The organism is Niabella agricola, assembly GCF_021538615.1.
Taxonomy (GTDB): domain Bacteria; phylum Bacteroidota; class Bacteroidia; order Chitinophagales; family Chitinophagaceae; genus Niabella; species Niabella agricola.
In genome coordinates this window covers 3,896,819-3,920,169 of the sequence record NZ_JAJHIZ010000003.1, presented here as the reverse complement: position 1 = coordinate 3,920,169, position 23,351 = coordinate 3,896,819, and the positions used below count along the sequence as shown (strand labels likewise).

General features: G+C 47.2%; 25 protein-coding genes. 2 read left to right on the top strand and 23 right to left on the bottom strand.

The window, feature by feature from the left end; translation table 11 throughout:
- The first annotated feature begins 47 nt into the window (after window positions 1-47).
- Both LL912_RS21775 and LL912_RS21770 read left to right on the top strand, forming a co-directional pair.
- Window positions 48-962, top strand: coding sequence for an ABC transporter ATP-binding protein (locus LL912_RS21775; RefSeq protein WP_235555724.1), 915 nt, complete (start codon window positions 48-50; stop codon window positions 960-962).
- Window positions 963-1,000: 38 nt separating this feature from the next.
- The gene (locus LL912_RS21770) at window positions 1,001-1,819 is read left to right on the top strand and encodes an ABC transporter permease (RefSeq protein WP_235555723.1); all 819 of its coding nucleotides are present in this window, start codon (window positions 1,001-1,003) and stop codon (window positions 1,817-1,819) included.
- Here LL912_RS21770 and LL912_RS21765 read toward each other — a convergent pair.
- The 23 genes from LL912_RS21765 to LL912_RS21655 all read right to left on the bottom strand — a co-directional run bounded on the left by LL912_RS21765 (window position 1,808) and on the right by LL912_RS21655 (window position 23,263).
- Window positions 1,808-2,746, bottom strand: a complete 939-nt coding sequence (locus LL912_RS21765) for a TIGR01777 family oxidoreductase (RefSeq protein WP_235555722.1) — start codon at window positions 2,744-2,746, stop codon at window positions 1,808-1,810. The two genes, LL912_RS21770 and LL912_RS21765, sit on opposite strands and share 12 nt — an antisense overlap.
- A 58-nt stretch (window positions 2,747-2,804) precedes the next feature.
- Window positions 2,805-3,665, bottom strand: a complete 861-nt coding sequence (locus LL912_RS21760; protein WP_235555721.1) for a hypothetical protein — start codon at window positions 3,663-3,665, stop codon at window positions 2,805-2,807.
- Between the two features lie 131 nt (window positions 3,666-3,796).
- Window positions 3,797-4,627, bottom strand: coding sequence for an energy transducer TonB (locus tag LL912_RS21755; RefSeq protein ID WP_235555720.1), 831 nt, complete (start codon window positions 4,625-4,627; stop codon window positions 3,797-3,799).
- Window positions 4,628-4,683: 56 nt separating this feature from the next.
- Window positions 4,684-5,325, bottom strand: coding sequence for an ExbD/TolR family protein (locus tag LL912_RS21750; RefSeq protein ID WP_235555719.1), 642 nt, complete (start codon window positions 5,323-5,325; stop codon window positions 4,684-4,686).
- Window positions 5,326-5,362: 37 nt separating this feature from the next.
- The gene (locus LL912_RS21745) at window positions 5,363-6,016 is read right to left on the bottom strand and encodes an ExbD/TolR family protein (RefSeq protein ID WP_235555718.1); all 654 of its coding nucleotides are present in this window, start codon (window positions 6,014-6,016) and stop codon (window positions 5,363-5,365) included.
- A 69-nt stretch (window positions 6,017-6,085) separates the two neighbouring features.
- A complete protein-coding gene (locus LL912_RS21740; protein WP_235555717.1) occupies window positions 6,086-6,940 on the bottom strand; it encodes a MotA/TolQ/ExbB proton channel family protein in 855 nt (284 codons plus the stop codon).
- Window positions 6,941-7,169: 229 nt separating this feature from the next.
- Window positions 7,170-8,450, bottom strand: coding sequence for an ABC transporter permease (locus tag LL912_RS21735; protein ID WP_235555716.1), 1,281 nt, complete (start codon window positions 8,448-8,450; stop codon window positions 7,170-7,172).
- A gap of 260 nt (window positions 8,451-8,710) precedes the next feature.
- Window positions 8,711-10,084 (bottom strand): NADH-quinone oxidoreductase subunit N, encoded by a 1,374-nt coding sequence (locus LL912_RS21730; RefSeq protein WP_235555715.1) that lies wholly within the window; start codon window positions 10,082-10,084, stop codon window positions 8,711-8,713.
- Window positions 10,085-10,094: 10 nt separating this feature from the next.
- Window positions 10,095-11,579: a complex I subunit 4 family protein gene (locus LL912_RS21725; protein WP_235555714.1), complete on the bottom strand. Its 1,485-nt coding sequence runs from the start codon at window positions 11,577-11,579 to the stop codon at window positions 10,095-10,097.
- A gap of 58 nt (window positions 11,580-11,637) precedes the next feature.
- A complete protein-coding gene (nuoL, locus tag LL912_RS21720; protein WP_235555713.1) occupies window positions 11,638-13,545 on the bottom strand; it encodes an NADH-quinone oxidoreductase subunit L in 1,908 nt (635 codons plus the stop codon).
- 22 nt (window positions 13,546-13,567) lie between these two features.
- Window positions 13,568-13,894, bottom strand: coding sequence for an NADH-quinone oxidoreductase subunit NuoK (gene nuoK, locus LL912_RS21715; protein ID WP_235555712.1), 327 nt, complete (start codon window positions 13,892-13,894; stop codon window positions 13,568-13,570).
- A gap of 68 nt (window positions 13,895-13,962) precedes the next feature.
- Entirely contained in the window at window positions 13,963-14,463 is a 501-nt protein-coding gene (locus LL912_RS21710) for an NADH-quinone oxidoreductase subunit J family protein (RefSeq protein WP_235555711.1), read from the bottom strand.
- A gap of 19 nt (window positions 14,464-14,482) precedes the next feature.
- Window positions 14,483-15,040, bottom strand: a complete 558-nt coding sequence (gene nuoI / locus LL912_RS21705; RefSeq protein WP_235555710.1) for an NADH-quinone oxidoreductase subunit NuoI — start codon at window positions 15,038-15,040, stop codon at window positions 14,483-14,485.
- 147 nt (window positions 15,041-15,187) lie between these two features.
- The gene (gene nuoH / locus LL912_RS21700; protein WP_235555709.1) at window positions 15,188-16,243 is read right to left on the bottom strand and encodes an NADH-quinone oxidoreductase subunit NuoH; all 1,056 of its coding nucleotides are present in this window, start codon (window positions 16,241-16,243) and stop codon (window positions 15,188-15,190) included.
- Between the two features lie 18 nt (window positions 16,244-16,261).
- Complete coding sequence (locus LL912_RS21695) at window positions 16,262-17,407, bottom strand: 2Fe-2S iron-sulfur cluster-binding protein (RefSeq protein ID WP_235555708.1); 1,146 nt, start codon at window positions 17,405-17,407, stop codon at window positions 16,262-16,264.
- A gap of 43 nt (window positions 17,408-17,450) precedes the next feature.
- A complete protein-coding gene (locus LL912_RS21690) occupies window positions 17,451-17,831 on the bottom strand; it encodes a GxxExxY protein (protein WP_235555707.1) in 381 nt (126 codons plus the stop codon).
- A 57-nt stretch (window positions 17,832-17,888) separates the two neighbouring features.
- Window positions 17,889-19,250 carry an NADH-quinone oxidoreductase subunit NuoF gene (nuoF, locus tag LL912_RS21685; RefSeq protein WP_235555706.1) on the bottom strand — a complete coding sequence of 454 codons (1,362 nt, stop codon included), beginning with the start codon at window positions 19,248-19,250 and terminating at the stop codon, window positions 17,889-17,891.
- Window positions 19,251-19,286: 36 nt separating this feature from the next.
- Window positions 19,287-19,709: a VOC family protein gene (locus LL912_RS21680; RefSeq protein WP_235555705.1), complete on the bottom strand. Its 423-nt coding sequence runs from the start codon at window positions 19,707-19,709 to the stop codon at window positions 19,287-19,289.
- 7 nt (window positions 19,710-19,716) lie between these two features.
- The gene (locus tag LL912_RS21675) at window positions 19,717-20,214 is read right to left on the bottom strand and encodes an NADH-quinone oxidoreductase subunit NuoE family protein (RefSeq protein WP_235555704.1); all 498 of its coding nucleotides are present in this window, start codon (window positions 20,212-20,214) and stop codon (window positions 19,717-19,719) included.
- 27 nt (window positions 20,215-20,241) lie between these two features.
- Complete coding sequence (locus LL912_RS21670; protein ID WP_235555703.1) at window positions 20,242-21,462, bottom strand: NADH-quinone oxidoreductase subunit D; 1,221 nt, start codon at window positions 21,460-21,462, stop codon at window positions 20,242-20,244.
- 67 nt (window positions 21,463-21,529) lie between these two features.
- Complete coding sequence (locus LL912_RS21665; RefSeq protein ID WP_235555702.1) at window positions 21,530-22,033, bottom strand: NADH-quinone oxidoreductase subunit C; 504 nt, start codon at window positions 22,031-22,033, stop codon at window positions 21,530-21,532.
- Between the two features lie 185 nt (window positions 22,034-22,218).
- On the bottom strand, window positions 22,219-22,800 hold the full coding sequence (locus LL912_RS21660; RefSeq protein ID WP_231004821.1) for an NADH-quinone oxidoreductase subunit B: 582 nt from the start codon (window positions 22,798-22,800) through the stop codon (window positions 22,219-22,221).
- A gap of 70 nt (window positions 22,801-22,870) precedes the next feature.
- Complete coding sequence (locus tag LL912_RS21655) at window positions 22,871-23,263, bottom strand: NADH-quinone oxidoreductase subunit A (protein ID WP_235555701.1); 393 nt, start codon at window positions 23,261-23,263, stop codon at window positions 22,871-22,873.
- Window positions 23,264-23,351 lie beyond the last annotated feature (88 nt).

The following is a 23,351-nucleotide window of genomic DNA, read 5'->3' as shown; positions in this document are numbered from 1 at the left end:
GCAGGATCAATTAGTGATACATTTGAACCTGTTAAACGCAATGAGGTATGCATGTATTATCTACCGACAACCTTTCAAAAAACTACGGTGCCGTACAGGCATTAAACCAGGTAAATATCGAAGTGCCCAGGGGAGCCGTATATGGCATCCTGGGGCCCAACGGCAGCGGTAAAACCACCTTGCTGGGTATTGTGATGAACGTACTGGAAGCCAGCTCCGGCCGTTATTTATGGAACGGGCAACCCGGCAATGAAAACCAGCGGAAACGCATCGGCACCCTGTTGGAGACGCCCAATTTTTATCCCTACCTGAGCGCAGAGCGGAACCTGGAAGTGGCCGCCTCCATCAAGGGTTATAGCACCGCCGATATCCCCCGGGTGTTGAAAATTGTAAACCTGTTTGAGCGCCGCCAGTCGGCCTTCAGTACCTATTCCCTTGGGATGAAGCAGCGTCTGGCCATTGCATCGGCCCTGCTGGGAGACCCGGATGTGCTGGTGCTGGATGAGCCTACCAATGGGCTGGATCCGGCCGGAATTGCAGAGATCCGGCAACTGATCCAGCAACTGCATACATCCGGCAAAACCATTATTATGGCCAGTCATATATTGGATGAGGTAGAAAAAGTATGTACGCATGTAACCATTATCCAAAAAGGAAATGTAAAAGCAAGCGGTACTGTTCATGAAGTATTGCATACCGGTGGGCCTGCGCCTGAAATGATTATTGAGATCGCCACGGAAGACCTGCTGCTGCTGCAGGAGGCCATGGCCGGGTTAGAACAGGTTAAAGAAGTGATTGTAAAACCGGCGCTGCTCCAGCTTACCGGCACGTCTGATATGACCCCGCAACTGGTGAACCGGTATTGCTTCGAAAAAGGCATTACATTAAGCCATCTGGCATTAAAAAAGAAAAGCCTGGAAACCCGCTTCCTGGAAATCACCGGTTCCAGCAGCGACCAGTAAAAAAACGGGCATCCTCATCACTCATATAACTCCTCCATATGCTACAACTTTTTAAAACTGAATGGCTGAAAATAAAAAACTACCGCACATTCTGGATCCTGTTTGGCTCCTTTTTTATCTTTCTTCCATCGATGTTCCTGTTGACGGCGCATCAATTCATGCGCCAGTTTGAGCAGATCGCAGGTAAAAGTATTGAAGCCGCGATGTTGAAACGGATGTTCAGTTCCCCCTTTGTATTTCCCAATACCTGGCATGGCGCTGCATGGTTTGGCGGTATGTTCTTTGTCATTATCGGCATGCTTTTTATCCTGCTGATCACCAATGAAGTACAATACAGAACCCACCGGCAGAATATTATTGATGGCTGGAGCCGGATGGATTACATTAAAGCTAAAATAACCATACTGCTCTTTTTTGTAGCAACCACTACCGTTATGGTGTTTCTGTGCGGATTGATTTGCGGATTGATGTTTACACCAGATCTATCTTCAGTATCGATTTTTGAAAATGTGCACTATGTAGGCTATTATGCCTTGATGGCAACCCTGTATCTGTTGGTGGCCTTCCTGGTCGCCATACTCGTCAAACGCACCGGGCTGGCAATTGTTCTCTATTTCGGCTATGTATTTGTTATAGACAACCTGTTGTGGCTGGCGCTTACATTCCGGAAAGGGCAGGCTGGTTATTTTCTTCCATTAGAGAGCACTGATTCATTGGTGCCGAATCCTTTTAAACCTTCTGTAATAGAACTTCGTTCCGTTTCAGATCTCAGCCTGCTGATCACCGCTGCAATCTACGGTGTTATAATCATCTATAGCATCATCAGGTACTATAAACGTGCCGACCTAAAAACCTGACCCGGTCATCAGTGCCGGGGCTGCAGCCTGTATATGCGGGTAGCGGAACTCAAATCCATAAGCAAGCAGCCGCTGTGCGCTCACGGTGCAGCTTTTAAGCGCTTCGGCTCCCCGTTCACCCAGTGTCCATTTCATTGCAATAGCGGGTATATGAACGGTTATAAAGGCAGTTCCATAACGTGCAGCAGCCAACGCCTGCACCAGTTGGTCGTTAGAAACGGGATATGGTGCTACTGCATTCAACGGGCCTTTATATGCTTCCTGCGTAATAGCCGCTTGATACAGGTTGACCAGATCATCCAGATGGATCCAGCTGATCACCTGCCGGCCGCTACCGGGTATGACTGCAAGTCGCCAGTTAAGCGCCCGCTTTAAGGCAGATAACACGCCACCGCCTGGCCCCAGTACAATCCCCGTTCTCAGGTATACTACGCGAATGCCGGCGCCGATCAGGCTCCGGGTACTTTCCTCCCATTCCCTGCAGCAAGTACCCAGGAAATCCCCTGCAGCCTGTTGCGTTTCTGTAAAAGGTACCGGGTTCGGAACTTCCGGGTCTGCTCCATACCACCCGATAGCCGCAGCGCTAATCAACACCTTTAACCGGCCCGGGCCGCTCCGAAGCGTGTCAGAAAGCAGTTTTCCGCTCAGCACACGACTGTCAACGATTTCTTTTTTACGCTTTGCGGACCAGGGGCGGTCCATAACACCGGCACCTGCCAGATGGATGATGGCATCAGCTTCCAGTACTGCCTCCCGGTCTATTTGCCTTGCAGGTACATTCCAGTAACAGTAAGACAATGCGCCTTCCATACGGCCATGCAATTCTTTTTTGCGCGTAAACAATATTACCTGGTATCCGCTTTCCATAAGGCTGCCTGCAAGAGCCTTTCCAATCATTCCGGTTCCCCCGGTTATAATTACTTTCATTGCTTGTTAATAAAAATAAACCCGCCGTTACAGCGGGTTTTGACAGATTGTCGTTTCGTTATTTCTTCCTGGAGCCGCCTAATGGCTTTTTGGGCAAAGGAATATTCATTCCCTTACCAGGCATAGGATCATTGGGGCCATGCAAGGGATCTTGTGGCTTTTCCTTAAATGCATCCGGAACAGGATCCGTTCGTTTTGCTTCCGGTTCCCATGATCCGGAGCCCTCATCCTCTGGCAGGAGCTCATCAATCACTTCCTTGTTAATATCTGCTACCTCGCTCAACTCGGATGGTTCCATAAGTGGTGCTGCAATGATCGGCTCTTCCAGCTCTGGTAAGCTTATCGGCTCCTTGTTTACAGGTCTGGTGGTTTTTCTTGCTTTTTCAGAACTGCTCTTTTTAGCTACAGGTTTTGTTACATGCTTTTTAACAGGGGCTTTTTTTGCAGCTGCTTTGGTCTTCGGAGCCGTGGTTGTTGTTTTGTTTTTAGGCGGCGCTTTTTTCGTGGCCGTTGAGGATTTTGTCAACGCTTTTTTTGCAGGAGCCTTTTTACCGGCAACCTTTGTTGCTGCTTTGCCGCCTGCTTTTGAAGCAGCTGTTCCCCCGGATACGGTGCCCCAGGATGCAGCTGCCACTGGAGCGGGTGCTGAACGGGCCGCCTTTTTAGCAGCTTTTTTCTTTTCTTTTTTTATCGCCTTTTTTAGTTCCTTGCTTTTTTGTTTCAGTTTGCTGACTACTTCTTTCTTTGCCTTTTTATCGGCCTTTTTAGAAGACTTCTCCTTTTTCTTTTTTGAATCCGGATTTTTTGCAGTTAACTTTTTTAGCTCCATTTTTCCTGGGGTAGCACGGGCTTTCGCTTTCTTTTTGGAGTCCTTACCGGAGGATGCTCCTTTTTTTGCCGTTTTTTTTTCCTTTGCCATCCTGTTTGTTTTAAATAATGAACAATAAAGAAACCAGAGAAAAAATAATAAACCTTAACCTCAACAATTATACCATTAAAAAATCCCCATTTTTACAAATGAGGATTTTAAATTCAATATGATTTGGGATCTTATCCTTCTGTTACCTGGAAGGTGATCGGCTGTTTCCGGTAAGCCTTTACTTCCCGTCCGTTCTGGATAGCGGGTTTCCATTTACCGGATTTTTTGATTACACGTACAGCTTCGGCACCCATTCCAAATCCGGGATCCTTGATAACCTTAACGTCGCTCACGTTACCCTGCACATCCACAACAAACTGAACAATTACCTGGTAGTTACCGGGTGATGCTCCGTTCTCCACGGGCACTTCCCCTCTCAGGTTGGTAGTCAGGTAGCGCGACCAGTCGCCCGGGTATTGCGCATCTTTTTCCACCTTGGTAAAGATCTCAGGTTCCTTTTCAACAGGTTTTGTTTCCACAATCCCTTTACCACCATCCACACCGGCAGGTGGTACCACAATACCCAGATCTTTAACACCCTCCTGGTTAATGGTACCAATCTTGGTATCCTTTAACTCCTCCTGAACGGGTGGCGGCTCTTTTACTTCCTCATCCTTTACAATTTTGGGAGGAGTAAATGCCTTGGTTTCAATTTTGGGAGGTGGCTCCTGTTTTGGAGGCGGCGGTGGCGGCGGCGGTGGCGGCTCATCCTTTTTTTCCTCTTGTTTAATTTCCTGAATGGTTACTTCCTCCATCTTCACTTTTTCCTGGACCGGGGATTTCATCTGGCTTTTCAGCACCACCAGACCAGCAATAACCACGGCGGCTATAACTGTTATACCCAGCGCTTTCCAGACGCGTTTGTTGTAGGTGCGGCGGAGCTCATATGCCCCGTATTCCTTGTTCCGCCCTTCAAACACGATATCCAGAAGATCAGAGGATAAAATTTTATTGGCTTCCATTATCTAATTACGTTTTAAATATGATGCATGTTTCTAAAAATTCCATACGGAATTTTCTATTTAGCCGGTGGAGTTGTCGCCGGGGCAGCAGTTCCACCACCTCCGCCAGACAAACGAACAGCGTCCAATTCTGTATCGAAGGGTTTTACCAATGCATAGCGGGAAACTTTATTGATCGTCATCTCATCCAGTATGTCTACTACGTTTTTATAGGTAGCGTCATCCGTGGGTTTAATCACTACGAAAAAGTCCTTCTGCTTACAATCGTCGATCGATTTCCCTTTTGACCGGGCCTCATTTTCGCAGGCAGGATCGGTAACATACCGGGAAATCACTTCTCTTTTTTTACGGATGATTTCATTCCGGATGTCTTTATACGTTGCGCTTTTAAAATTTGCCCCGGTGGGATCCAGGTCGCCTTCGTAGTAGAAGACTTTGTTATCCTTGGCCAGGATCACCGACAGAGAGCCTGATTGTTTGATCTTGGTTTCCTCATCCTTCTTATCTGTATCCTTCGGCATGTTCAGGTCCATTGTGGTAGGATTGCTCATTGTAGCCGTAAAAATAAAGAAGGTAATCAGCAGGAAGCCCAGATCCACCATCGGGGTCATATCCACCCGGGTGCTTTGCTTTTTGGCCTTCTTGACCCCGGGGCCTTTCTTATGCCCGTCATCACCGCCAGTATCTAAACTTGCCATAATTTTTTCTTTTTACTGGTTATGTAAGTAATTGAATTTATTTTCCTTTTAGCCGCTCCTGGTACAACTCGGTACCAGCAGGTGCATCCTGCGGCATAGTTACCAGGTTGTATTTCTGCTCATCGTTACGCTTCATCGCATCGATAATTGCACCAAAAGTTGGATACTTCGAAGAGTTATCCCCTTTTACAAGGTACTTCAGCTGTTCTCCGGCGAAAACATATTTAGCAGCTCCGATCCAGTTCACCAGCTCGCTGGTTGCAGAATCCTTTACAGGAATCCCGTCCTGGGCCACTTTTGCCCGCTGGGCCGGAGGAAGTGCCAGGAACCCTTTTATTTTGTTGAAAGGCATCCCGATCATTTCTCCATCCTGGTATTGGCTCAGATCCGCATCGGAGAGGGTTACCCCTGCTCTTTTGGCCGCTTCCTTAATGATCTCTTTCCCTTTTTGAATATCGGATTTGGACATGATCGAAAAATAAACCTTGTTATCCTTATCAATACTCATCATAACAGCATTGTTATCGGGCATTACCTGGGATGCAACAGAATTCGGCGTTTCGATGGGCACCGGCTCTGACGGCTTGAATTTTGTAGCCATGATAAAGAAGGACAGGATCAGGAACGCCACATCCACGAAAGGCGTCATATCTGTATCCGTCGACTTCTTCTGTATTTTTGCTTTTGCCATTATTGACTCAATTTTGATATAAGACGAAAAATCTGCTTTATTCCATAAAAATCTTTACTCCGGTGTACCTTATTTGTACAGGGAAGCAAAGGATTGAGTCAGGGTAAAACCAGATTCGTCAATACCATAGGTAATGCTGTCAATACGGGTTGTAAGCATGTTATAGATAATCAACGCCAGGGCTGAGGTACCAATACCCAATGCCGTGTTATACAGGGCCTCAGAGATACCGATCGCCAGTTCTGCTGCGTTACCGCCGCCGCCTTCACCCAGGTTAGAGAAGGATTTGATCATCCCCATTACTGTACCCAATAACGCGATCAGCGTACCGGTAGATACGATGGTTGAAAGGAACACCAGGTTTTTCTGTAACATGGGAAGTTCCAGAGCAGTAGCTTCTTCCACTTCTTTTTGAATGGCTGCAATTTTTTGCTCGGTTTCCAGACCAGATTCGCTGATCATTTCTTTGTAACGACGCAGACCTGCTTTCATTACATTACCCACAGAACCTTTTTGCTTGTCGCACTCAGCAATGGCAGCATCTACATTTTTATTCGCCAGGTGATACTGAACTTTGCGGATAAAATTGCTGATATTTCCTTTACCCAGGGCTTTTGCGATGGTCAGGAACCTTTCAATTGCAAACACAATTACCATTAACAACATACCGATCAGCAGCGGTACGATGATACCACCCTCATAAATACGGTGAAATGCACCTTTGGGGCCTTTGTGGTTAGGCCAGAAGCCTCCTGCTTTGTCAGGCTGGTCAAACCCAGTATCTGCGCCAATCACAAAGCGCCAGATGCAATACCCGGCAACAATACACAAAATGGGCGCCACCCACGAAATCAAATTACTGCTTTTTTTAGGTTGAACAGAAGTAGTAGCCGTTACGGGCTTCGCTTGATTTGTCTCAGCCATGATCTTAGTTTTTTTAGTTTTTTAAATATTGAACAAGTTTGTTTGAGTGTACAATTCTAACAAAAAAAATCTAACAACAAAATTTTTCGTCATTATTTTTTTTTAACTGTTTGAAGTTAAACTTTTTTTACAAAAACGCAAAAAAATCAAAAAAGTATTGATGGAAATTTATTTAACCCCGTCATTCATTTTACGACATTCAAAAAAATAGCCTCTGTATTGTGTTTTCTTATTCATAGCGCAATGCCTCTATCGGGTTCAATCTGCCCGCTTTTACCGCCGGGTAAATCCCTGCTGCCAACCCCACAATTGTACAAATGACAATTCCGTATGCCACCCAATCCCAGGGTACCACAAAACCGGTTTGCAATACCAATGAAAACAGGTTTCCAACGATGATACCCAGCAGAATACCTAACAGGGCTCCCAGTACGCTGATGATGATCGCCTCCAGCAGGAACTGGGTCTTTACCGACTGTTTCTTTCCCCCGATGGCCTTTATCAGCCCAACTTCCTTGGTTCGTTCGGAAACAGAAACCAGCATAATATTCATCAGCCCGATCGCCGCCCCCAGGAGTGTAATTACACCGATTACGATGGCCGCCCACCGGATGTACCGCAACACGTTCATGGCTGTTTGCACGGCACTGTCGCTTCGGTCCATGGCAAAATTACTGGCCTCTGTAATGCCGTTTTTTCTTATAGGCCGAAAAAGGCTTTCAGCTTCGCCCATAGCGGCATCCAGCTGCCTCAGATCATTCACTTTTACGGCAATTACATAAGAAGCACCGGAATTGCCAAAGTTGCGGGCCCAGTTCGGGTACCCCGTCACCACCATATTGTCCCTGCTGAACCCAAAAGTAGAGCCCTTTCCTTCAAGGATTCCCAATACCCGGTATGGAATATTATTGATGCGTACTGTGGTGTTTACGCCCTTATCGATCGCTTCACCGAAAAAGTTCTTGGCCACGTCAAACCCCAGCACACAAAGATTTTGCCCGCCTCTAACCTCACCGGCGGTAAAATTGCGGCCGTATAAAACCTTGTACGCATTCAGGTTCAGGTAATTTTCATCCCCAGCCATCAGCACGACATTCGGACTGGTTTTTTTTTCATTAAACGACAGGATATTGCTTCGCCCCCCAAACACCGAGATGCCGGAAACTGCTCCTGGGAAATGGTAGTGGTTAGTGAAATATTCAGCCTGTTCGCGGGTAATGACTTTATTGAGATTGGATTGTTTTTCTTTTTTTCCTTTTTTTGAAACGGCAAGATCATCGCCTCTGCCCCCACCGAAATTCATGTTGCGCTCTTTAAAACGAATGGTAAACCCATTGGCTCCCATAGAGGAAAAACTCTCGGAAAATTTTTGATTCATGGCCTTAATGGCGGTAATAATGCCCACCAGTGCCATGATGCCAAACGCAATAATGGTTACTGTAAGGCCGGTACGTAGCCGGTTACTTTTAACAGTCCGGAATGCCAGCAGCAAGGTGTCGATAAATTTCACCCCGCTAAGTTACAGGGAATAGAGGAAGTTCAACGTTTCACGTTCAAGGTTCCAGGTTGGATTCTCTGGTGATCGGAGATGCTACTGAAACCGGAAGACCGAAAACTGCCCATTCCAAGTTTATGGTTAAGTATGCCAAGGACTAAAGCCGAGCGCTAAACGCCTATCTCAGGGTTAATTCGATTTAACATTCAATGCAAAAGGACAAATCTTCCCCCCGCCATGTAATCGACCGGTATCTGATAGCAGACAGCTCAAATTTAAAAATACAGCCAGCCAAAGATCACATTGGGAAACAGCCCGGTAAAGATGATCAGTACACAAATACCCACCAGCACATATTTCTCAAAAGTGCTGATCCCGGAAAAATGATTCGGTCCCTGCTTAAAGTACATGGCCTGTATTACCCTGAAATAATAATAAGCGCTAACCGCAGCCATCAATACGCCAAAGATCACCAGCCACAAATAATCGCCCGACTGGATCACGGCTTTCAGCATATAGAACTTGGCCAGGAACCCCGCCGACAGTGGTATACCGGCTAACGACAGCATAAAAATAGTAACACATAAGGCTACCAGCGGCTGATGTGTGGCAAGGCCGTTAAACCCGTCAAACGAATAATCGGTCATCTTGGCGATTATCCCAAAAATACCAATGGTTGCCAGACTGTACGCAATAGCATAAAGCAGCAGGCCTTCATGAGCGGTTTCATTAAGCGCCACCAGGGCAAACAGCATAAAGCCGGCCTGAGCAATACTGGAGTAAGCCAGCATGCGTTTTACGCTCTGCTGGAACACAGCGGTAATATTTCCCACGAACAGCGTTAGTGCCGCCAGAATGGCCAGCCAAAACTTCCACTGGAGGGTCACTTTATCAAATGCACTGTAAAACAGGTGCAGGAATCCTGCAAAAATACCCACCTTAACAATGGTCGCCATAAAGGAAGTGAACACATTCGGCGCTCCGTCATACACATCCGGCGTCCAGAAATGAAAAGGCGCCACAGATACTTTAAAGCACATCGAAAAGAGCAGCAGCAGCATACCTGTAGTAAGCAGGTTGGATTTCATTAGCCCTGCGATATTCATTTTCCCGATCTCAAAGGTTCCGGTAGCACCATAAATGAATGCAATCCCAAGCAGCATGATTCCCGTTGAAAAAGCGCCCATCAACAGGTATTTCAAAGCAGCCTCATTGCTTTTCAGATCTTTTTTTGCCGAACCCGTAAGAATGTACAATGGAATGGAAATGATCTCGATGCCCAGGAAGAGCATCAGCAGGTTGGTAAAAGAGGTAACCAGGAAAATACCAGTAAGGATAAAAAAGATCAGCGCAAAATATTCGGCGTAATGATTGCCCACCTGTTGCATATCCTTCGAGGAAATGAGAAAATAAACCAGGGTACAGGCAATGGCGATCGTATTAAAAAATAATGCGTAGCTGCTAAAAGAAAGAAACCTGGTCGTATCCAAATGAAAAAGCCGGAGACCTTTCGATTCCAGGATATTGGCAACCAGCAACAACACGATGCCCAAAATAGCCAGCACGCGCACCGGGGCCTTTGTCCTGAACAAAAAGCTGGCGAACATCATCACAACACCTAATAAGCCTGATAGTAATACTGCGTTCATATCGTTTCTCTTAATGCTTCTGCTTCATCAACATCGGAAGCACGTCTGAATTTTTTAAAATGGATTGACTGGTCTGATCTACTGCGTTTAAAAAAGGCTGCGGGTAGATGCCCACAATTAATATGGCACCGATAATAATAGCAAGGATGGCCTTTTCCTGGAATGAAATATCAGTCGCTTTTTCGGTGAGCGCGTTGGTTTCACCAAAGAATACCTTACGCCCCATCCGAAGGGTGTAAACCGCCCCTAAAATAACGCCTACACCTGCCGTGGCCATAATCAGCACCCCGTTCTGCGAAACTTTTGATCCCAGGATGCCTTTGAACATCAGGAACTCACCAATAAAGGCATTGGTCAGCGGCAGGGCAATATTGGCAAAGGCAATGATCACAAAGAAAAAGGTAAGTGCCGGGGCTTTTTGCGCAATACCCCCCAGGGCTGATATTTTAACGGTACCGAATTTGCGTTCAATAATCGCTACCACCATCCACATTCCCAGAATATTGATCCCATGGGAAAACATCTGGATCATGGTGCCCTGCAGGGCGCTTTTATCTTCTGCAAAAACCGCTACACACATCAGTCCGATATGTGCAATGGATGAATATGCAACCAGCCTTTTCATATCGTCCTGCCGCATGGCGATCAGCGATGCATAAATGATTCCTGTAACCGCCAGCAGGGAAATGGTATCCCCGTTCAGATAGGAGGCTATCGGAAATACCGGCAACAGCCAGCGCAACAATCCCAACACCCCCATCTTAACCATTAAGGCACTCAGTACCATCGTGGCAGCCGTGGGGGATTGCTGATAGGTATCGGGCTGCCAGGTATGGAAGGGGAATATGGGCATTTTTACGGCAAATGCTACAAAAAACAGCCAAAATAGCCAGGTCTGCTCTTTAGCAGAAAGGCCGGATTTATAAAACGCTTCGATATCAAAAGAATGACCCGGTGTATGGGCATACACATACAGTATTCCCACCAGCATTAACAAAGAACCGATAAACGTATATATAAAGAACTTAAAGGTAACAGCGATGCGCTTTTCTCCTCCCCATTGGGAACAAATAAAATAAACCGGAATCAGGGCCAGCTCCCAGAAGAAATAAAACAACAGGGCATCCATCGCCAGGAATACCCCCATAAGGCCCGCCTGTGCCAACAGCATCAGCCCAAAAAAGTTATTGACTTTTTTATAAGCAGTGGTCCAGGTAGAAAGAAAAATAACGGGATAGCAGAGTGCCGTTAGCATACACAGCATAATTCCCATACCGTCGCCTCTTAGGGAAAAACTGCTGTTCAGCAATCCCATCCATGCTGCCCTGAACGTCCAGTTGCCGGGCGCAGCAAATACCGCCACACCAAGTATGGCAATGATAAAGGTACTAATGGCTGCCAGTAACGACCAGGTTCGCACCTGCTCCTCCTTTTTTATTAAAAAAGTAGCCAACCCACTCACTAAAGGCACCAGTATCAACAACAATGCGATCATATATCAAATTTCAAATTCCAAATTCTAAATTTCAGGGATCCCGGCTCCGGATCTCAGGTTATTTTCTCAAAAAGAACTGTACAATAAAAATCAGTACCATGCCCAGAACCATCATTAAAATATAGGAGCCGGTTTGACCGCTTTGGAGCCAGCGCAACTGGCGGCTGCCATACCGCACCAACCGCCCTACTCCATTTACCGCTCCGTCCACAATGCGCTTATCCACTACATTACCCAGGAATAAGCCCAGGTTATTAAGCGGTTTTACAATTACAGCATTGTACAGTTCATCTACATACCATTTGTTTTCCAGTACTTTTCCAAAACCGGAAGCGGGCTCCAGATCGGGCTTTTTGGAGAACCGGATCCAGGCGATGATTACGGTAACAATAATCAGTACGGAAGATAGTCCGGCCAGTCCCCACTCGGTGCTATGATCCGCTTCATGAGCAGGCAGCAGGGCGTAGGAATCTTTAAAGATCGGATGCAGGAAGTCTGACAGCGTATGCGCTCCATGAGCCATAAATTCCGGCACGCCCACATATCCCCCAACAACCGAAAGAATGGCCAGGATCACCAGTGGGATGGTAATCGCCGCGGGGCTCTCGTGCAGGTGGTGTTCCTGCTCATGTGTACCGCGGAAGCTTCCTTTAAAGGTAGTTGCATATAACCGGAACATATAAAATGCAGTTAACAATGCGCCCAGCAAACCTAGCGCATATAATACAGGAGATTTGGCAAAAGCTCCGGCCAGGATCTCATCTTTTGAAAAGAAGCCGGAGAAACCGGGGATACCTGCAATAGCCAGGCAACCCAGTAAAAAAGTAAGATTGGTTATTTTCATGTACTTCGACAGACCGCCCATTTTACGCATATCCTGTTCACCGCCCATGGCATGGATCACACTGCCGCTGCCGAGGAACAACAGTGCTTTAAAGAAAGCATGCGTCATTACATGGAACACGGCTGCCACATATGCGCCACTTCCCAATGCCAGGAACATGTAACCCAGCTGGCTTACTGTGGAATAGGCCAGCACTTTTTTGATATCATTCTGTTTCAGGGCAATGGTGGCGGCCAGCAGCGCGGTGGCAATACCGATGATGGCAATAATATTTAAAGTGGCCGGGGCCATTGAAAACAGCAGGTTCGCCCTTGCGATCATATAGATGCCCGCAGTAACCATCGTTGCGGCATGGATCAGCGCCGATACCGGGGTTGGACCCGCCATCGCATCAGGTAACCAGGTATACAAAGGAATCTGGGCACTTTTACCCGTAGCGCCCACAAATAACAATAACGTAATAGCACCAATTTCCTTGCCGGATAGTTTCTCAAGCGACGCCTTGGTAAAGATCTCGCTAAAAGTGGTGGTACCCAGTTTATTGATGAGCATAAACAATGCGATCAAAAAGGCCAGATCACCCACCCGGTTCATGATAAAGGCCTTGTTGGCCGCTTTGCTGTATTCCTTTTTCTTAAACCAGAAGCCAATCAGCAGGTAGGAGCAAAGCCCCACACCTTCCCAGCCAATGAACATGATGACGAAGTTGGCGCCCATTACCAGCAGCAGCATTGAAAAAACGAAAAGGTTCAGATAGGCAAAATACCGCCCGAAATGCTCTGGCCTTTCATCGTGCATATAAGAAGTGGAATATACGTGGATCAGGAAGCCGATACCAGTAATGATCAGCAGCCAGATGGCTGATAACTGATCGATCTGGAAGGCAAAGGGAATCTTCAGGTTTCCTACATTGATGAAGGGAAAATATTCGGCGGTATGCACATTGCCTCCACGTACCTGGAAAAATACCCAGAGGCTGAGTACAAAAGAGGCCAGGATCACACCGCTGCCGATGAACCCAACCGCTCCTTTTGATAAACTTTTTCTTCCCAGTCCGTTTATGATACAGCCCAGTAATGGTAACAGCGGGATCCAATAAACGATATCTAACACATTATTCATAATAAAAAGAATGCCGGCGCAATTAATGTTTCAGCCTGTTTAAGAAATTAATATTGATCGAATGCACATTCCGGTACATCATTACAATGATTGCCAGTCCCACACTTACTTCGGCCGCGGCCACCACCATGATAAAAAATACAAACAGCTGTCCATCGGACCCCGCGGTAGCAGCTGCCCCCTTAGCGATGTGGTGCATTTTGGAAAAAGCCACCAGCAACAGGTTCACAGAATTCAGCATCAATTCGATGCACATAAACACAATAATGGCGTTCCTGCGCGTTAACACTCCTACCACTCCAATGGCAAACAAACAAAGAGCAAGAGTAATGTAATAATTTATTGGCATTTGAGATTTGAGTTTTGAGTTTTCAGATTCGAGACTTCAGATTCCGGATTTGAGATTAGAATTTCCCCTTATTCTTTCTTACCGATCACTACAGAACCGATCATAGCGCTCAGAAACAGCACGCTGCTGATCTCAAAAGGGATCACAAAGGTGGTAAACAGTTCCCGCCCCAGGCTTTTTACCAGCCCGATATCACCGGTGCCCATTTCCACCAGGTTCTTCTTCACTTCCGTATTTTTTAAAGCTGCAATCAGCACCAGGAACAGGCAGCTGCCGGCAATGGCACCTACGATCTGCAGCCATTTGTTTTTAAGCGTTTCGGTGGCCCGACTCAGGTTCATCAGCATGATCACAAACAGAAACAGGACCATAATGGCCCCGGCGTAGACAATGATATTTACAATGGCCAGAAACTGCGCATTCATTAATATATAGTGCCCCGAGATGGCAAAAAATGTAACAATCAATCCCAATACACTGTAAACAGGATTTTTGCTGGTCACAATCATCAGCGCGCTGCCTATGGCAATCACCGTTAGTATCCAGAATAGTAGTTGCGTAATATTCATTTCGTTTCTTAATTAACCCTTAAACTCCTTCTTTTTCCCTGCTGATGGTTCCCAGCGCCTTTTGATAGCCTTCCGGGTCTGTAACCGGATTGGGGATCAGCAGATCTTCTTTTTTATAAATAAATCCTTTACGCTGGTAGTTGGCCGGAGTAAATGTCTGCGACAGGTAGATGGCATCTTTAGGACAAGCTTCCTCGCAATACCCGCAGAAGATGCAGCGCAGCATATTGATCTCATATTTTGCGGCATATTTCTCCTCGCGATACAGGTGCTCTTCGCCCTCCTGGCGTTCTGCGGCCTCCATGGTAATGGCTTCAGCCGGACAGGCTACGGCACAAAGTCCGCAGGCCGTGCACCGTTCACGGCCTTCCTCATCCCGGTTCAGGATCTGCAGCCCGCGAAATACCTTACTAAAAGGCCTGGTTTCCTCGGGGTATTTTATAGTGGCCTTCTTTTTAAAGAAATGCTTTAATGTAATGGCCATTCCTTTAAAAATATTGATCAGGTATAAACGCTCTACCCAGTTCATCGGCCTGCGATCAACCGGCTTGCTTCTGTTTGTTAATTGTACATTCATGTTTCTTTATACAGCGCTTTACTTTTTTATTTTTTGTTTGTCAACACCGGTGCAAGGTTCAACATTCTTGCGTCGCACTCTTGTACGCCAGTACAGCTATCATCATTCCTACATTTTCAATTCTCCACATTCCCACATTTTCAAATTCTATTTCTTCAGCCACAGAATCACTACCGCCGTGATGATCATATTGGCCAGCGCCAGTGGTATCAGGCGTTTCCATCCCAGATGCATCAGTTGGTCGAAGCGGAAACGCGGGATGGTCCAGCGGATCCACATAAATACAAATACAAAGAACAGGGCCTTGGCCATCAGGGTAAGAAAGGTAAGCAGTGCTACCCAGTTTTCCCCGATGCGCTGGGCCAGGTTGGCTTCATTTACAAACGGGATATCATAACCGCCGAAATACAGGGTGGCCATGATCACGCCGCTGATGAACATATTAATGTATTCTGCAAACAGGTAGAAACCCAGTTTCATGCTGGAATACTCCTGGTGATACCCGAAGTTCAGTTCATTCTCTGCTTCCGGAAGGTCAAAAGGCGTACGGTTTGTTTCTGCCAGCGCACAGATAAAAAAGATAATAAAACCAATGGGCTGGTAAACGATATTCCATACAGAATTATATTGTTCACCCACAATGACGCTCATCTGTAAGGACCCTGTAAGCATCAGTACCGCGATCAGTGACAAACCCATTGCCAACTCGTAGGACACCATTTGCGAAGCACCCCGGATGGCCGCCAGCAAAGAGAACTTATTGTTGGATGCCCAGCCCCCCAGCATAATACCATATACGCCTAAACTTACCACTCCAAATACATACAGGATACCGATGTTTACATCGGCCACCTGTAAGGGAACGGCCCGGTTACCGATGGTCATGGAGCTACCCCAGGGAATCACGGCGCTGGTCAGTAAGGCCGTAACCATAGCCAGCAAGGGCCCCAGGATGAACAAGAATTTTGAGGAAGCCAGCGGTATAATCTCCTCTTTAAAAAAGAGCTTACCGCCATCGGCCAGTGGCTGCAGCAATCCCAGGGGGCCTGCCCTGTTGGGACCAATCCGGTCCTGTATAAAGGCCGCCACCTTCCGCTCTCCGTAGGTAGCATACATGGCCACTACCATCGACAAGGTAACAATGGCTGCGATCAGCACCAGTTTCTCAATAATAAAAATCCAATCAATAGCCAGTAAGTACATGTTTAAAAGTATAGCTTGTTAATCTTTCTTTTCTTCGATCATTGTTTTCCCGTTAAAGACCGCACCTGTTGCCGGCCCGGGGATCTTGCTCAGATCTACAGTCGGGTCGTTTACATCGCTCACGCTGTGAATGTCCATTAACAGTTTTGGCGCACGCCCTCCCATCACCTCACTGATCGTTTCTTTTGGCCGGTCCAGCACTTCATAGTGGTTGGTACCAATCACGGAATGCCGGGCCACTTTCGTGGGGCCTTCAATTACCCAGTCTTTAATATCTTTCTTTTCAAAACGGCATTCGTTACAGATCCAGCCGGTTTTGCCGTCATCTGCCGGCAAGATTTCACCCCATTGATCCTTGCGCGCCGTTACCCGCAGTACCTCGTTGCCCCGCTCCCATAGCGTTACCTTGCCGCAGCAATTCGGACAATCGCGGTGTGCGTCCACCGGCTTGGTAAACCATACCCGGTTCTTAAAACGGAAGGTCCTGTCGGTTAATGCGCCCACGGGACATACATCGATCACGTTCCCGATAAATTCATTGTCCAGTGATTTTTCAATATAAGTAGCAATCTCCGCATGATCGCCCCGGTCCAGCACCCCGTGCTGCCGTTTATTGGTCAGCTGGTCTGCCGTAAATACACAGCGGTAGCAAAGAATGCAGCGTGTCATATGCAGCTGGATGTATTTACCCAGGTTGTGTTTTTTAAACGTGCGGCGCTTAAATTCATAGCGGGTACCAGCCTTGCCGTGCTCATAGCTCAGGTCCTGCAGATGGCATTCACCTGCCTGGTCGCAAACCGGGCAATCCAACGGGTGATTGATCAGCAGGAACTCCACCACGCTGTTGCGCGCATTGATCACCCGCTCGCTGGTAATGCTTTTTACCTCCATGCCATCCATAACAGTCGTACGGCAACTGGCCACCAGCTTGGGCATGGGACGCGGATCTTTTTCCGAACCCTTGCTTACCTCTACCAGGCAGGTGCGGCATTTACCACCGCTTCCTTTCAGGGGCGTGTAAAAGCACATGGCCGGGGGGGTAACATCTCCTCCTATTAATCTTGCAGCCTGCAAAATGGTAGTACCGGGTGGCACTTCCAGAGTAACATTGTCGATCGTTACCTTAAAATTTGCAGGTGGTTCTTGTTTTATTTCGTCTGCCATATTTATTCCTCGCAGCGAACGCAGCGGAGCAGCGACGCAGCTTTTATAGTTTATTTGCAACTCTTTTTATCCCATCTTTCAACAGGCTTACATTAAAATTGACCATCACGCCAAGTCTGAGGTCGGTCAGTTTCAAATATGTAAGGACCTGCTTGTAATGTATATTAGCAAAGGCCCCAATACTCTTCAATTCAAACAACACTTTCTCCTCCACGATCAGATCTGCACGGAACCCGATCTCCATTCGCACCGCTTCATGAACCACCGGTATGCCTATTTGCCTCTTAAACGAGATACCTGCTTTTTCCAATTCATAGCACAATATCTCTTCATACACAATTTCAAATAGTCCCGGTCCGTATAACCGGTGGACTTTAAAACAAAGATCTAATACCCTGGTTGCTATTTCATTTTCGGTTAACATCTGATTACTTCCGACACACTGCGCCGCCGCATCACCGCGTACGCCGCGAGAAACCGCTTACACCGCCGCGGGCTCCGGTACGGGCAACGGATCTGCATAATGCGCCAATCCGAAGTTCCGGGTCTGCGCCTCTGCAGCATTGGTGATATGCCATTCAAACTCATCCCGGAAATGACGGATCGCCGCGGCAACGGGCCATGCGGCCGCATCACCCAACGGGCAGATCGTATTTCCTTCGATCTTGCTTTGAATGTCCCACAACAGGTCTATGTCACTCATTTTTCCCTGTCCCTGATCCAGGCGCAGCAACAATTTTTCCATCCAGCCGGTTCCTTCCCGGCAGGGAGAACATTGTCCGCAGCTTTCATGACGATAGAAACGGGCCAGGGTGTAGGTATGTTTTACTACGCACTGGTCTTCATCCAGTACAATAAAACCACCGCTTCCCATCATGGTACCGGTGGCAAATCCGCCGTCGGAAAGGCTTTCATAGTTCATGATCCGCTGCTCGCCCTTTGCCGTTTTCAACAAAAGATTCGCCGGCAGAATAGGAACCGATGATCCTCCCGGGATGCAGGCCTTCAGGCGCTTCCCGTTTTTGATTCCCCCGCACCATTCGTCACTATAAATAAATTCCTCAACGGAAATCGTCATGTCGATTTCATAGACCCCCGGCTTATTAATATTGCCGCAGGCGGAGATCAGTTTGGTTCCGGTGGAACGGCCAACTCCGATCTTTGCGTATTCCTCACCCCCCATGTTAATAATGGGCACTACTGCCGCCAGGGTTTCTACATTGTTTACTACTGTAGGACGGTCCCAGGCACCTTTTACGGCAGGGAACGGAGGCTTGATCCGCGGATTACCCCGTTTGCCTTCCAGGGATTCGATCAGCGCGGTCTCTTCGCCGCAGATATAGGCACCAGCTCCGCGCTGCACATAGATCTCGCAATCGAAGCCGGAGTTTAAAATATTTTTTCCAAGGAACCCATTTGCCCGGGCTTCCTCAATCGCCTGCTCCAGGATATCGGGGATCCAGGCATATTCTCCCCGGATATAGATATAGGTCACATTCGATCCCAGCGCATAGCTCGAAACGATCAATCCTTCAATCAACAGATGCGGAAGAAACTCCATCAGGTAACGGTCCTTAAAGGTACCCGGCTCACTTTCATCAGCATTGCATACCAGGTGGCGGGGCACGCCTTCCGGTTTGGCAATAAAGCTCCATTTCATTCCTGTAGGAAACCCTGCACCACCACGGCCTCTTAAACCGCTTTTCTTTACCTCCTCCACTACTTCATCCGGCGCCATTTTCAGTGCCTTTTCCACACTGCGGTATCCACCGTTTTTACGGTAGGCATCATAATAGCGGATGCCTTCGATATGCGCGTTCTCTAAAAGTAATTTTATTCCCATTGCTCCTTTTTCCTGTTCAAATAATTTGTTTGCCGCTTAATCTTTCGGCTTGTCGTAGTTAAACATCCAGCTGATGCCAAACCGGTCGGTGATCATCCCGAATTTCGCCCCCCAAAAGGTATCCTGCAAAGGCATGGTAATCGTTCCGCCGGCAGCCATAGCATTAAATGTGTTAACAATGGTTTCTTCATCCGTAAAGTTCAGTGCCAGGCTCATGTTGGAGCCGGCGGTAACCGAAACTCCCGGAGGACAATCGCTCACCATAAAGTTCAGTTCTCCGGCATTGAATAAGGCATGCATAATTTTATCCTGATGCGACTCCGGGCTTGGATAATCAGCTTGTGTATCACCAAAGGTTTGCCGGTGCACCACCTGTCCGCCCAGTGCCTGCGTATAAAAATCCAGCGCCGCTGCTGCATCACCGTTAAAATTCAGATATGGAGTTATTGCCTGCATCATTTGTTATTTATTGATTTACCAATGCCTGACTTCTACACTCGGCGATGATCGCATCCACTTTTTCTTTGGTCAGGTGCTCCTTGTAAAATTTTCCCACCTGCATCATCGGCGCGTAGCCACAGGCACCCAGACATTCTGCGGTTTTTAATGTAAACAAACCATCGGCCGTGGTTTCACCGGGTTTGATGCTTAGCTTCTCACCGATATAGGCAATGATATCATCACTTCCCTGGATCATGCAAGGACCCGTCTGGCATACCTCAAAAACGTATTTACCAACTGGTTTCAGGTTGTACATCGTATAAAAGGTTGCCACTTCGTATACTTCGATCGGTTCTATATTCAAAAGAGTGGCCACATAATCCATGGTTTCGGTACTCAGCCAGCCAAACACTTCCTGTGCCAGGTGCAGCACCGGCAGCAACGCGCTTTTTTGCTTGCCCTCCGGGTACCGGGCTATGATCTGGTTCACTTTATCCAATTGTTCCTGAGAAAACTGTATCATTCTTTTGCTCTATTATTAATTTCCGTTTTAGGCATCCATCTCTCCCGCGATTAGGTTCATGGATGACATGACCACAATGGCATCGCTCAGCATGGCTCCCTTTACCATTTCCGCATAGGCCTGGTAATAAATAAAACAGGGTCTTCTGAAATGCAGGCGGTAAGGAGAGCGCCCGCCATCGCTGATAAAATAAAAGCCCAGTTCGCCATTGGCACCTTCTACGGCATTGTATACTTCACCAGCCGGCATATTGATCTCGCCCATAATGATCTTAAAATGCCAGATCAGGGCTTCCATTTTTGTATATACATCTTTTTTGGGAGGCAGGTAGTATTCAGGAACATCCGCATGGTAAACGGTAGCTTCCTCCCCCTTCAGATCGTTCAGCTTTCGCAGTGCCTGTTCGATAATGCGCAGACTTTGCCACATTTCCCCGTTGCGTACCAGGAACCGGTCATAGGAATCGCCGGTTGAACCAACGGGCACTTCAAAGTCGAACTCCTCATAACGGCTGTACGGCGACACCACACGTACATCGTAATCTACACCCGCAGCCCGCAGATTAGGACCGGTAAACCCGTAGTTCAATGCCCGTTCAGCACTGATGGGGCCTGCGCCGATGGCCCGTTCCATAAAGATCCGGTTACGGGTAAACAGATCTTCAAATTCTTTTAGCACGGCGGGATATTCCCTTAAAAACCGCTCGATTTTTTCGAAAGCTGTATTGGTAAAATCGCGTTCAAAACCGCCGATGCGGCCGATATTGGTGGTGAGACGGGAACCGCAGATCTCTTCGTAGATCTCATAAACCAGTTCCCGGTATTGCATTACATATAAAAAACCGGTATAGGCCCCGCTATCTACCCCCATAATGGAGTTGCAGATGAGGTGGTCTGTGATCCGCGCCAGTTCCATGATGATCACGCGGAGATAATCGACCCGTTTGGGTACCTGTACCTTTAATAATTTTTCGCAGGTGAGGTGCCAGCCCATATTATTGATGGGAGCAGAGCAATAATTTAAGCGATCGGTAAGCGGCGTGATCTGATATAAAGAGCGGCGCTCGGCAATTTTTTCGAACGCCCTGTGAATATAGCCTACCGTAGAATCAGCGGCAACGATCTTTTCACCATCCAGCTCGATAATGTTCTGAAAAACCCCGTGGGTGGCCGGGTGCGTGGGCCCCAGATTTAATGTAGTTGTTTGCTTCTCAATACTACCACTCGGTAATAATACATTGTCGCTCATAATCTATATTCGATATAACCGTTCAAAGTTGCAGGTTCCGGCCGTCAACTTCGAGCTTTAAACTTTTTTACCTTCCAAACATCTCGTCGTCCTTATCGATACGGCTTTGGTCTTCCAGCGGATATTCTTTCCGCATGGGAAAATAGTCCATTTCCTCCACATTCAGGATCCGCTTCAGGTTAGGGTGCCCGATGAAATTGACCCCATAAAAATCGTAGGTTTCCCGTTCCATCCAGTTGGCACCTGCAAAAATTCCGGTGGCGGTATATACTTCCGGCTTGGCAATACTGGTAAATACTTTATAACGGATCCGTACGTTTTCCCGCATATTATGCAGGTGGTATACCACGGCGATCTCCTGTCCTTTATTATCCGGATAATGTACGCCGCAGAGATCGGTCAGAAATCCAAACTGCAGGCTTTCTTCTTCTACCAGGAAGTTCAGCACTTTCAGGTTGATCTCCTTGTCAGACCGGAAGGTCAGCAGGCTATATGGCTCTTCAAACCCCGTAACCTGGTCGCCAAATTTCTCAATCAGCTTCTCTTTTATGTACTCGTTGCTTAACGCCATGTTAATATGAAAATATAAAATATGAGAATGTGAAAACGCGTGTCATCGAACTTTCAAATTATCAATATTAATTATAACCTCTTCTCCCATTTAAACTACCCCAAAAACCACCTCTAAACTAATTCCCTCAACAGAACAATCAATTATTCATGCACACATTCAACTCCCCCATTTTCACATTGGAACTATTGTATGCCATAACTTTCCAATAATGCTTTATACTGCTCACTGTTCCTTCTTCTGAGGCTTTCTTTGCCTACCAAATCCTGGATGCGCATTAACCCGTCCAGGATCGCTTCCGGCCTGGGAGGGCATCCGGGTACATATACATCCACCGGCACTACCTGGTCAATTCCCTGCAATACGCTATAGGTATCGAAAATGCCGCCACTGCTGGCACAGGCGCCTACCGCAATCACCCAGCGGGGTTCTGCCATTTGAAGGTATACCTGTTTTACCACCGGGCCCATTTTTTTGGCGATGGTGCCCATTACCATCAGCAGGTCGCACTGGCGGGGTGAAAAACCCACCCGCTCACTGCCAAAACGGGCAATATCGTAGGTAGCCCCCATGGTGGCCATAAATTCTATCCCGCAACAGGAAGTGGCAAAAGGCAGGGGCCATAAGGAATTCTTACGGGCCAGCCCGATGACATTATCCAGCGTGGTTGCAAAAAAACCCTGTCCCTGGTGGCCTTCCGGCATATCGACCATGCTGATATCTGCCTCCAGTGGTTTTTTCTTAATATTATATGATACTGGTCTCATTTGAGTTTTGAGATTTGAGATTTGGGATTCGAAACCGGGGTTCAAACCACAAATCAGGAATTAGAAATATTTAATCCTCCCACTTCAGGGCCCCGCGGCGGATGATATAAATAAAGCCACAGAGGAAAAATGCCACAAACATCAGCACTGCGTAGAAACCACTCCAACCCAATTCTTTAAAATTCACCGCATAGGGGTAAAAAAAGATTACTTCCACATCAAACAACACAAAAAGAATGGCCGTAAGAAAATATTTGATCGCTATGGGCTGACGTGCCTCCCCGTGCGATTCGATACCACTGGCAAAGTTTTGCAGCTTATCGGAAGTGCGCCTTTTGGGTCCCAGCAGGTGAGTAACGCCCATCAGGGTAACAATCATTCCCGCCGCAAATAACAGTTGTAAACCAATGGGCAGGTAGGAGCCCGATGTGTCTAAATTCGTCTGTATAGCTAAATTTACCATCTCAATTATGCAATAAGCAAAAATAAGGTAACCATTTAACAAATCCTTTTTTTGAATGCTAAAAAGCAAACAGCCCCGAAAAATTCCG